10 protein-coding genes are annotated in these 10,729 nt (G+C 51.0%); 3 read left to right on the top strand and 7 right to left on the bottom strand.

From position 1 onward, the window contains the following. Nucleotides 1–302 precede the first annotated feature (302 nt). From IEX50_RS17165 to IEX50_RS17150, 4 genes are read right to left on the bottom strand one after another with little or no spacing between them, the layout of a single operon-like run. Nucleotides 303–1,352, bottom strand: coding sequence for a tyrosine-type recombinase/integrase (locus IEX50_RS17165; RefSeq protein WP_157174845.1), 1,050 nt, complete (start codon nt 1,350–1,352; stop codon nt 303–305). Beyond that, nucleotides 1,345–2,247 carry a tyrosine-type recombinase/integrase gene (locus IEX50_RS17860; protein ID WP_157174846.1) on the bottom strand — a complete coding sequence of 301 codons (903 nt, stop codon included), beginning with the start codon at nt 2,245–2,247 and terminating at the stop codon, nt 1,345–1,347. Before IEX50_RS17860 ends, IEX50_RS17165 begins: the two co-directional genes overlap by 8 nt. Next, nucleotides 2,240–3,874 carry a tyrosine-type recombinase/integrase gene (locus tag IEX50_RS17155; RefSeq protein ID WP_157174847.1) on the bottom strand — a complete coding sequence of 545 codons (1,635 nt, stop codon included), beginning with the start codon at nt 3,872–3,874 and terminating at the stop codon, nt 2,240–2,242. The genes IEX50_RS17860 and IEX50_RS17155 overlap by 8 nt, the downstream gene beginning before the upstream one ends. 43 nt (nt 3,875–3,917) lie before the next feature. Next, nucleotides 3,918–4,550, bottom strand: coding sequence for a recombinase family protein (locus IEX50_RS17150; protein ID WP_157174848.1), 633 nt, complete (start codon nt 4,548–4,550; stop codon nt 3,918–3,920). Between the two features lie 981 nt (nt 4,551–5,531). On the opposite strand from IEX50_RS17150, the gene IEX50_RS17145 reads away from it, so the two are divergent. Next, complete coding sequence (locus IEX50_RS17145) at nt 5,532–5,744, top strand: DNA adenine methylase (RefSeq protein ID WP_157174849.1); 213 nt, start codon at nt 5,532–5,534, stop codon at nt 5,742–5,744. A 221-nt stretch (nt 5,745–5,965) separates the two neighbouring features. Here the strand turns inward: IEX50_RS17145 and IEX50_RS17140 are convergent, their stop codons facing one another. Both IEX50_RS17140 and IEX50_RS17135 read right to left on the bottom strand, forming a co-directional pair. Continuing rightward, nucleotides 5,966–6,562 (bottom strand): hypothetical protein, encoded by a 597-nt coding sequence (locus IEX50_RS17140; protein ID WP_157174850.1) that lies wholly within the window; start codon nt 6,560–6,562, stop codon nt 5,966–5,968. A gap of 106 nt (nt 6,563–6,668) precedes the next feature. Then, on the bottom strand, nt 6,669–7,841 hold the full coding sequence (locus IEX50_RS17135) for a hypothetical protein (RefSeq protein WP_157174851.1): 1,173 nt from the start codon (nt 7,839–7,841) through the stop codon (nt 6,669–6,671). Between the two features lie 416 nt (nt 7,842–8,257). Between IEX50_RS17135 and IEX50_RS17130 the strand changes: the two genes are divergently transcribed. Further along, nucleotides 8,258–8,623 (top strand): hypothetical protein, encoded by a 366-nt coding sequence (locus tag IEX50_RS17130; protein ID WP_157174852.1) that lies wholly within the window; start codon nt 8,258–8,260, stop codon nt 8,621–8,623. Further along, nucleotides 8,620–9,030, top strand: coding sequence for a hypothetical protein (locus IEX50_RS17125; RefSeq protein WP_157174853.1), 411 nt, complete (start codon nt 8,620–8,622; stop codon nt 9,028–9,030). Before IEX50_RS17130 ends, IEX50_RS17125 begins: the two co-directional genes overlap by 4 nt. 154 nt (nt 9,031–9,184) lie before the next feature. On the opposite strand, the gene IEX50_RS17120 is transcribed toward IEX50_RS17125, so the two are convergent. Beyond that, nucleotides 9,185–10,318 (bottom strand): hypothetical protein, encoded by a 1,134-nt coding sequence (locus IEX50_RS17120; RefSeq protein WP_157174854.1) that lies wholly within the window; start codon nt 10,316–10,318, stop codon nt 9,185–9,187. Nucleotides 10,319–10,729 lie beyond the last annotated feature (411 nt).

The following is a 10,729-nucleotide window of genomic DNA, read 5'->3' as shown; positions in this document are numbered from 1 at the left end:
TATTATGCGGCTAACATTATTATACCGGAATTTTTCCGATCGCGGGCCACTGGCCGGAAAATAAGCGATTCCAGTCAATATAAAAATTCCAACATCACGAAAAGATGGGCGCGTATGCGCAGGCAGCTGCCCCCTATAATCGTAACTCAGACCGCCTCCTAAGTTCGAAGAATGAGACTTACGCGCTCACGCAGCACGATGATCTGGCCTTAGCGGACGACGCGTTTGGACGGGTGCCCCGGCAAGGAACTACCCACTCATGTGGAATTTCGCAGACGGTCGACGATTGTTCAGATTTTACGTCAGCGTAGCTTCCCAAGCTGCGGAGAGCCGTCATCAGGCTTGCGCGCGGCTTGAAGCATGCTCATGATATCAGGAGACCGAGAGGCGAATTTACCTGCCTTAATTCCCAGCCCCGCATGAGAGGTCAATATTTCGAGCTTCTCCTCTGGGTCGGCATGAATATACATCTCTGTGGACTGAATGGACGCATGTCCGAGCCAAAGGGCTACCTTCCTAATATCGTGAGTCGACTTAAGCATATGCATAGCGCAACTATGCCGCAACACATGCGGAGTTACCTTCTTGTGGGCAAGACCGGGATTCCCCTTCCCCGCAACAGTCGCGTACTTCGTCAGACGGTCGGCGAAGCCATCCCTGGTAAGAGGTAAGCCCTGTCGGTTGAGAAACACATGGTCATACGTGACGTCAGGTCGCACACGCAGCCACGCACGTAACACCTGTACGCTTTCTGGGCCAAGAGGTAGTATTCTTGCTCTACGACCCTTGCCAAGGACACGCAACGTAGGTTTCGGGCCTACTTCTATATCACCCAAAGACAACGATAAAATCTCAGAGACTCGCAGGCCGCAAATGTAGGTAATACTTAGCATTGCCCGGTCTCTGATACCCTCCGGGCGGCGTAAATCTGGTAGTCGAAGGATTGCCTTAATCTCATCCAGCGTTAGCCAATCGACTACTGCAACATCCGCTTTCTTCGGCCCTAACGCTCGGATTTGCGACGCTTGCTCCAAGGCACCAGGTATTTTTAGCTGAACATACCGAAAAAACGAGCGAATTGCCGCTAATCTAAGATTCCTCGACCGCCTTGAATTGTGGCGGGTATTTTCCAAGTCATCTAGGAATAGCAAGACTCTATCACTTGTGATATCTTCCAGCCGCATCTTATCAATACGTATTTTTGTACTCCGATAAATATAGTTTATCAGAAGAATGAATGTATGAGCATAGCTAGATCGGGTAAGATGACTCAAACCTCGATCACGAATAAGATGTTCGTTCAGAAATCTCGAAAGAACAGGAGCAAGATCGTTGCCGGCTTCCTCATTCATACAACACCTCCTCGATAGCAACCGCCATCATTTCCTTAGTGTCCATCGCAAGTTCGAGGTACCAATAGGTACTAGCAATACTCACGTGTCCTAAGTATGTTGATAAGGCGATCATGTGGCGCGATATTGACTCGCGATTTGTGTCACACGAAGCGAGCGATCTTACTGCGAACGTATGCCGAAGATCGTGGATACGGGGGAGCTTACTACCGTTTCTACTATTTAATTCGAGTTTAATAGTGCACTTGCGAAACATAGAATCGACGGAATGTTGCGATGGGGTCCGGTTGTTATGAATAACAAAAAGATTATCGTGCTGAAGGCCCACAGGACGGCTATGTTTATACCTACAAAGCGCATCGAGAGTGCTCTGATGAATATGAACAGTTCTGCTCTTACCGAACTTACTATTCCTAATTAGGATCGTGGTTCCCTGTAAATCGGATGCCAGGATGTTCTGAGCTTCGCTTAACCGCAAGCCAGTCGCAGCGATAAGGCCCACCATATGTTTGTATGTTTGGGCGTCGTACGGATTAACGAACGACATGTTACCGAGTTCAGAAAGTAAAAGGCGTATCTCCTGCTCGGTGTAAATATACGGTATAGGACGCTTAGGGCGGCGGTATGGCCTTGTGTAATCCTCTAACAAAACCTCGTGACGATTATCCTCGGCGTGCAGAAAAAGACCGAGACGCCGGACTGAGGCCAATAATTCGTATTGTCTTCGCGATCTAGATTTTTGGGAAACCCAAGCGTCAGCGTCCACGGCCCTAAGATAACTAGATCCGCGTGCAGCAGCAAACTTCGCAAAGTCTTCGAGGTCTCGCCCGAGGTCAGCATCCTGATACCCCAACAAGGCCCTCAGTTTTAGATAGCGATCTGTGGGTTCAATCATCGCCGTCTCCTAACCACTGACTCGCCAGACGTTTGAGCATCGGTTCGTTTACCTTGGCATAGATAGCCGTCGTATCTAATGAGCGGTGACGTAACACCGTCGCGACATCTTCTAAACTTCTTCCGTCTCTAAGCAATTCTGTAGCGAGGGTGTGTCGAAATACGTGAGCACCGCCGCGTAACCCGCACCTTGCAAGCGCTTTGCGAGCAATGCCCGAAATTTCGGCAGCGTTCGCCAACGGGCTGTGCGGCCGAGAGGCCCGCAAAAATAGGCTAGCGGAGTTGGACGCTGGACGCGACATCTCCAAGTAATCCAAGATCGCATCACCGGATCGCTGCGTAAGCGGAACCACAGCTCCACGTCCGCCTTTTCCGTGAATGTGCATCTTTGCCTCTACCCAGTCGAGATCTGAGAGCTTGAGACGCCAGACCTCAACCGCGCGAAGTCCTAACTCAGACAGCAGGGTGATGATTGCTCGGTCTCGCAAACCCGATGACGCTTTGGGATCGCAGCTCTCGATGATCTTCGCTATCATTCCGGGTTCAAGACGGCGGGGTATGCCGGAGAGTCGATAGGTCGGGCGAGATATCAAGGCCTGAGCCAAGGCGGGATTGCAGCGGCCTTCCGACGAGCAGAATCCGATATAGCTGCGAAAAGATCGAATGAAACGCCCTTGCATAGCCGGGCTGCGTTTACTGAATTGTGATAGGGCGAGCGCCCTGATAGTGGTAGCGGAATAGACCGAGGGGTCTTCACCCAACTCGGGTAACCAGCTCATTAAGTCCAGGACGTAGTAATAAGCCGTTCTTGATGCTATTCCTTTTCGATCCAGCCAAGTGCGATAGCGCTCAACAACTGGGGTTGGACATATCTTCTTATGATGACTTATAAGCCTGTTATCTCGTAGAACCACTTCTTGGTTCGATATAAATCTTACGAACCTTTGAACCGCCACCCGACGGTGCGCTTTTGATTGGATATCAAGGCGTCCTTGGACATAATGCACGCCACAATCACAACTATGGTCGAGAAACGTAGCGATGACGCCGTCATTTATCTCCGAGCGGTGAACCTTCATCAAGCGGAGCCATAGGACAAAATGTATAGCAGACCGTGCTTGCACGTCAGCCCGGCCGGGTCCTACGCCCTCACTGACCAAAACCTGTCGGAATCGAAGGCTTATATCTGGGTCATCGTCCCCCCATCCAGAGCTGTCGATTACGCCCTGATATTGAAGAAACAGAAAGAACCGTGACAACGCGAGATTTTTGAAGTTGCCTTTGAATCCACGACTCGGCAGACATCCCGTGGTACACGAATGTTGACGAAACTCAGTAATTATCCTTGAGTCAATGGATTGTAAAACCAGTTTACGAGATTTTAAATAACGTAATAGATGATTTATGACGCCACGATAGTCTAAGAACGCCCCCGGACACTCGCTCATATTTACGAATATACGAACGACATCATCAATCGTGTGAACATCCTGATAATCGACGTGCGACCCATAATTTCGTATGATCCGGACTAACTTTTCGAACGCTGTTTTGGATGGTACATTTTGGTTTAGTTTTTCTTCACCCTTGGTAGCTCGATGCAGTGGTACGTCATTAGACATCTCCATGGTAAAGATCTCCTAAACGCGTGAGGGTGCTGACTATGCGATTTTATAATGATCTCTGTTCCGGATTCTGCTTTATGCGACGGGTGATTTTCGCAATATGAGTTCGACTACAGCCTGTTTGTATTATAATTTCACGCCATGTACGCCCTTCCGTCAGCATCTGGGCAATTCTATTATTACGGGCTTTATTCTCGGGGCGTCCCCGGGTGCGGGCTGAATGCACTAAATTTGAAAGTCTGCTTTGTGATCCGTTTCGAGTATCGGAAGCATCATTGCGAGCGACTGCTGCGAGAACGTCAAGCATCAAGTTGTTTACGACTTTGAACATGGGATTACTAAAGTAGTCCGCAGGTGTGGCGAGTGTCCATGACGTTGGAAGGTCACGCGCCACAATGCGAACCTCTTTGTTGTAAACCTGTGAACGGAGCTTTTTCCAATCTTGAGGCCTAAGCCGAGAGAGGCGCCCTATTTCTTCAATCAGAAGCACATCGCCTGATTCGCAATCAGACAGTAGGCGAAATAGCTCCGGCCGCTCTAACGCGGTCTCGGTATCATACTCTATATAGCGGGCGGCGATCCGCAAACCTCGATCGGCAGCGAACCTATCCAGGGCTCCCCGCGCGCGAAGGTATCCGTGTTCGGCACTGGAGGCTTGTAGATAAGCGCGAACAAACATGGTTTGATTTTCGAGACGTGTAGCTGGCCAATAGGGGCATCTTACGTTGAAATTCGCGGCTGTAAACGCGCACGATTAATGGCGGCCGATCGGTCGCCGAACGCCTCTCCGTCGATGACTACGGCGTCCTGACGGGGGCTTAGTTTAGCATTGAGGTGATTGGCCGCCGGTACATTAAGTCCGGTAGTGTTTTACGAGCAACGGGATAATAAGGATACTGACGTGCTCCCCAAAGCTCTACCGGTTTTAACTGGAATCCGGGGTTGGTATAGTGCCACCTCGGAGGTGGTGTTGAACAACCCGTCTGGCAGCATTGGCGGGTGTCAGCCTGCCTATCCCGCTACGCGGTCGTACGGGGTTATAGTCGTCGAGCGCCAGCCGCAGCACCGTGTGGGTATGGCCAAGCGACACAAACGGCGTTTCGTTTGGCAATTGTCACGAAAACGGACGTCGAAGCTTTCAACGTAGCCGTTCTGCTGCAACTTGCCCGGTACAATTTAGTGCCACTCGACAGACTGCTCCTGCGTCCATTCAGGATCGCCAGAATGGTCAGCTCGGTGCCGTTCTCGCTGAAGATTATCAGCGATGGCACCCCCCGGACCGCGATAATAGCGTCAAACTCGCGGGCGACGCGTGCACCGGACAACGAGGTGTCCACCAGCAACGCCGGGCATTCGCGAGACAAGGCGTGAATGTCGTCATGCACCTCCATGGTGGCGACTTGCATTCGGCGGGAAAATTGAGGGTAGGGCGTTCGGCGTTAGCGCCACGGCTCCAGGACGCTTCGATATTTCGAAGCTTGTGCCAATGCTCGTTGAGCTCCACGAACGGTTGTCCGGCGTCGTGACCGAGCGACTGCCGTACGATCAGATCATTCAGCTGTATGACGGCCCCGGCACGATGTTCTACCTCGACCCACCTTATTGAGGGTGTGATCGGGATCACGGTCCCGACAGTTTCAGTCGAGCCGAGTTCACGCGAATGGCCGAATTGCTCGCGTCGGTTGAGGGCCGGTTCATCCTCTCGCTCAACGACACTCCGGAGGTTCGGACGACATTCGCTGCCTTCTCGACCGAGGAGATCGAAACAATCTGGTCAATCTCCTCGCCTACTCCTGCAGGCGCGGCACGGCTCACCGAGCTTGTGATCGGTGGCGGCCGGGCCCCCGTCCCGGTCGCGAACCTCCTTCTTTAAGCGGCGGGCGGAGGAACATGGCGAAAACATCCTCCGGAACCATTCCGGGACTCTCCGTCCCGAAGGATGCAGTTAGCGACTGCTCGATGCCGCAGGCTGAACCTTTCGCTTGCGCCTGTAAGGCAGGTTTGCTTAGGGAAACCGCAGCCGGGGAGTGGCGCAGTCTGGCAGCGCATCTGGTTTGGGACCAGGGGGTCATGCAGATCTGACAAGTTCGAGCCTCAACCGTCGCCCTTCCGTTGAAAGAAGTTTGCGATAGCTAGTGAGAACACGCCTACGGCTAGCGTGCCTAATAACCACTTCGTGAGATCATAAACTTGATCAACACTTGCCTTAATAGCTGCGAGACTCTGCGTATTATTGTCACGCATGTTATCGATATCCCGACGCATAAGCGGCATTGATAATGCCTTCTCGGGATTACTTTGGATCGCTTGTTCGAGCCTGTCTTGGCGCTGCGTAACCGAATTCAATTTTGCATTGAACGCGGCAAGTTGCGCCCCCATTTTGCCGCCAGGCGGCAGCTGCCCGATTGAGGTCTGACCCTGCTGCAACGCAACTATGTCTCTTTTTAGGTTCGCAAGAGCGGCGGCGTTCCTAACTTCCCGTACAGAACGGGACTGGATATCGGCACTCCCCCCAAAAATATCAATGTTCGCCCGATCGCTTACAAAAGCCGTCACGGCGCCTAGTAATCCTACAGTGGCCGCGGCTGCCGCAACAGCGCTTAGAGCCTTAGAAAATGATTTATCACGTTCTTTTAATCTTCTTAGTACGCGTTCGGCTTCTTCGATTGCCAATTGGGACGAACTATCCATTCTAGCTTTTCCATTATAATGCTATTTTGGGATGACCTATACACGCAGCCCAACCTGGCGAAACACCTATGGCTTGATAAGCGCATTCAGCACATTTGAACCGTGCTTACTGCTTCTGTTTAAGTCCATCGACGATCAACTTTCCAGCCTTTCCAAGCCAGTTTGATTGAAGAACACGTCCTGCGGCCGGCGCGATCGATACCGCTGTAACACCCGCTATACTCAACAGTGCTGTCGCAGTTATAATTGTAGTCCCTTTTTTTGCGCCCTCGGTTATTCCCGCTAGAATTCCTCCTAGTATAGACCCGCACGAATTCACAACAACAATTACTAGATTCTCGATTGATCTAACAGTTGCTAAAACCGTGCGCTTTGTAGCGCGGCGAGGATCTTTAATTGTTTCTAGCAAAAATGCCAGCGTGCGCGGCACCTCCTTATCAACTGCGGTGCCTACGGCGCGAAGGCTCTCAACTAATTCACTTCCTGATGTGAAAAGCTTTCCCACATCTTCGAAACTAAAATCTGCCATAGCCGCATTTTCCGAGAATCTCTGCCATTCAGAAAATTGCGAGACGTACATTCCTACGCCAATACTAAGCGCGGACAATCTGGCGCTCAGTATAAACGGCAACTCATTTTCAAACTTGTCACAAACTATCTGAAACGATATTGCGGCAATACCGATTTGAATAACGTCCTGTTTAATTGCAATTCTATTACTCATATCCTTGACAAGCTCGATTAGTCTTGGATCGGCGTTACTGTGAGACAGTTGATTAATTACCGACTTTGCTTCCTCAATAAGCTGACCGCTAGCAAGTTCAGCGTTCAGCCTGTTTTGCTCCTCGATCACCGCTGCTTGATGCCGAACCTTCAAAACGCCGGCTGCCATCTCAAACTTTACGGGGCCTTCGCGCTGGCTCGGTACTATATTCTGGAGCTCGACTTGCGCAATCTCGGCAGCTGTGGGCGGAGGCGGAAGGCTTGCCCTATACTCCCGAGTGTAATTATCGACTTCCAATGGTATATTTACGATTTTACTAATGATAGATGAACGCACACCTGCACTAGATATTATTGTGGTATGGGCCAAAGAGTTTCTGAAGAACTCGTTGTCTTTGAGAAGCTCCAAAGAGCGAATAGAATTCTGCAGATCTGAAAATGCGGTTTCGATATCGCCTACTGGTTGTTGCCCATCGAGCTTACGGGTAATGGCTTCGGTAGTTGCTTTAATCGCCCTTCCTTCTCCAGAATCAGGCCAGTCGCGTAGCAGTTTCATTGTCGCGTTGCCGATATGGTTCGCGAGAGTCCGAATCTCGTTCCGCTTCAGCCTTGTCCACGTCTGGGGATTCCTAATCGCCGTCAAGCTTTACCTTCGGGGTTGTCTAGCGGCGCCTATCACGGGAACCAACGACGGCACGAGTCGCAAGGGCACCTGTAACATGCCACTGGGGATCAGTCTGATATTGCGCGGTCGGCTCGGAATGACGTCATTTAAGTTTCTGCCTCTAGCCACGAATGTTTTTGACCAATCTCGGCACGACTCCACCTCCAGGCTTCATGGTTGCAACTGGGGTTGCAGCGTTCGTGTAAGCCGCTGATTTACCTTCATTGACATATCATCAGCAGAATGTTCGATAGCGGCAAGTGTGTCGAAACTGCTTCGCGCACCCGTGAAAACCTGAGGGGAGCGCGATGGAGCCCGATCAAAAAGTTTGGGTTCAGTTACTGCGCCAAATAACCAGTAGTAGTGCGGTCAACCCGACCATGCTTGTATCGATAACTATGATGATACTGGGCATCGCAGGCTTACGGTTTGCACCTCTCGCAGCGGCTTTGGTATTCTACGTTATGATTTTAGCACCGCTTATGGTTTTTTTGGCGCAAGTCTGCTACTTTACGATCATGGACCCCGATCGACTGCAGAACGAAAAGCACGTAGAACAGAAAATGATGATCTCTCGGAAGATCAATGTGATCGAAGATGGTAAGGTTTCGGAGATTCTCCTACCACGGCACGAACAGGTTATCCAAAATCCCGGTTTGGAGGATCGTTCATGACCAGCATTTTCTTGCTTTCGTTTGATCCATTAGGAAACCTAAACCCGCGTCAACTTGAGATTTTCATTCGAAATGCGAAGGGAATTAGCGAGTGGCATTCGCCATTTTCCGGAACATATTTTATCAAGTCCAATCAAGATCAAAATGAGTTAAACGAATATCTATCGGCTGTGTTTGCGTCTTCTCAGTACGTTTTATCAAAAGTTGAGCCGGGCGCTTCATCTGGTCTGTTACCGGAATCGATTTGGTTATGGCTAAATCGGGGCGTCCGATCCGTTCTTGAAAGTTTAACGCAGTCAGGCCGATCGGCATCCGTCAGTGGATTTGTCGAAAGAGCGCGAACCGAATGGCCGGGACGAGGGCAGGTGGATCCAAGGACTGGTTTCATCATTCCTCCAGATCGGTAGGTCGGCATAGTTGAGGGCGGCGTACGCTAGACAGGAATATGATCGTTTTTGAGAACCGGTCTGCCGCTAGCTCCTTGATCCGTATCATCCAAAATCTTAGCAGAAATCCGATACCAACCGTTGAAATCATTGATATTTTCTGGTTCACGGCCGCTTATGCCCGGAGCACCTCGAGTTTCGCGAGGTGTTCAAGCGCCAGGGAATCCAATCCGTTCGTAAAAAACGTCCGCTCTCCACTCACGTCACCGAAGAACTTTGTAAAGCGGGAGATCGTCGCGTCAGCGTCACCCCCACCGGTTATGACGGTTATCTTTGGACGTACTTTCTCGGTTAACTGCACACGCTTCAAAAGGTGTTTAAATTCGAAATCCGCCGCTGGCATCGAATAGCCAATGAACACCCAGTCAACTGTCGTTTTCAGATATTGTTCTGCCTGACGCCAACTTGCTGCATGCATTGGGAAATCCAGGGCCTTACGGTAGCTAAATGTTGCAAACCGCGTTCCCAAGCTTTCTGATTCGCAGTGGGGACAAGCGGGCGAAAGGACCTTGGGGCGCTTAATTTTCGTACCACGCAGCACGGCGTCCCAGTCGCGGCGACCGAACAGGGTTTGCGCAACTCGTTCGGTATCGCTCGGCGAGACCCAAAAAGTTTCCCGACATGCATCGCAGTAGAGCCAATTCACGGAGCCATGGGGCTTAAGAATGTGGAGAGTGTCCCCCGTCAGCCGACGGGCGGAAAGCGCCCCTTTATCGAAGGTAAGTGCACTTGCATAGCACTGGTAGTCGACCTTACGAATGCTCTGTGCTCTTGCTACACCTCGTTCGAAAACCGTATCCCAGTTCATGCTCAATACTGCTGTCGTCGTCGTATCGAACGAAGTGAATAACCGTTCAAGCATTTCCCAGTTTGTATCAGGATCCCTCTGCCTGCGATGATACGCCTGCGAGAGCATTCGAACCATCCGAACAATTACAGCGCGTCGAACTACACGAAGGTCAGCTGCCGAATGCATAGGACCGAGGTGGTGGCCTGTGTTTGCCGACAGGTCGACAAGCGTAAATATATCTTCAAGCTCCGGCCAATCATTCGCGGTACGGCTAACGCCCTCTCCAAAAACTTGATCGACAAATTGCCTAATAAACTTAACCTGCTTTGAACTCGGCCCATCTAGATTGAGTCCGTGTAGGTTAAGAAGGTCCCGGGTAAAGCTGCTGGCGAGAGGCAACCCTGCGTTCCATGAGAAACCCGCACCGACAATTAAGAGATTACCAGGTGAGAACGCCAAATCACTCTCCTAAGAATAGACTTACTCTAAGCTTAATTTACAAGATGGCCAATGCTCCGAAATACCAAGCCCCATCCGGATCACTCAGCCGTTTCGCCACTTCAAATTCCCTGGAAGATCGTCTCAAGGCTGTCTGATGCCCGAAACGATCTACGTCGGCTAGAGTCCCGTTCCAGCCGTAGCTTGGCGGCGATCTCCAAGGCTCGAGTAGATTCGCGGTGGGGTCCAGCCGGACTTCATACACAACGCGGCTGTTCGGTGCATTTAGGACAAGCGCCAATCAAAACTTTCCTGCTGGCAATCAGTCGGCCGGTCGGTTTCCATTGTTATATGGTTGTGCTTGACGCCGCACACCGCTGTGCTGCTGCGCAAACCACATGAAAGCGGGATAATTATCGAGTCAGGATAATA

The organism is Sphingomonas prati, assembly GCF_014643515.1.
Classification (GTDB): Bacteria; Pseudomonadota; Alphaproteobacteria; order Sphingomonadales; family Sphingomonadaceae; genus Sphingomonas_R; species Sphingomonas_R prati.
This window is presented reverse-complemented; position numbering and strand designations above follow the sequence as displayed.

Coding starts and splice junctions, on each gene's coding strand:
- IEX50_RS17130 (WP_157174852.1), top strand. CDS start 8,258: ATGGAGCCCGATCAAAAAGTTTGGGTTCAGTTACTGCGCCAAATAACC.
- IEX50_RS17125 (WP_157174853.1), top strand. CDS start 8,620: ATGACCAGCATTTTCTTGCTTTCGTTTGATCCATTAGGAAACCTAAAC.
- IEX50_RS17860 (WP_157174846.1), bottom strand. CDS start 2,247: ATGATTGAACCCACAGATCGCTATCTAAAACTGAGGGCCTTGTTGGGG.
- IEX50_RS17150 (WP_157174848.1), bottom strand. CDS start 4,550: ATGTTTGTTCGCGCTTATCTACAAGCCTCCAGTGCCGAACACGGATAC.
- IEX50_RS17135 (WP_157174851.1), bottom strand. CDS start 7,841: ATGAAACTGCTACGCGACTGGCCTGATTCTGGAGAAGGAAGGGCGATT.
- IEX50_RS17165 (WP_157174845.1), bottom strand. CDS start 1,352: ATGAATGAGGAAGCCGGCAACGATCTTGCTCCTGTTCTTTCGAGATTT.
- IEX50_RS17155 (WP_157174847.1), bottom strand. CDS start 3,874: ATGGAGATGTCTAATGACGTACCACTGCATCGAGCTACCAAGGGTGAA.
- IEX50_RS17145 (WP_157174849.1), top strand. CDS start 5,532: ATGGCCGAATTGCTCGCGTCGGTTGAGGGCCGGTTCATCCTCTCGCTC.
- IEX50_RS17140 (WP_157174850.1), bottom strand. CDS start 6,562: ATGGATAGTTCGTCCCAATTGGCAATCGAAGAAGCCGAACGCGTACTA.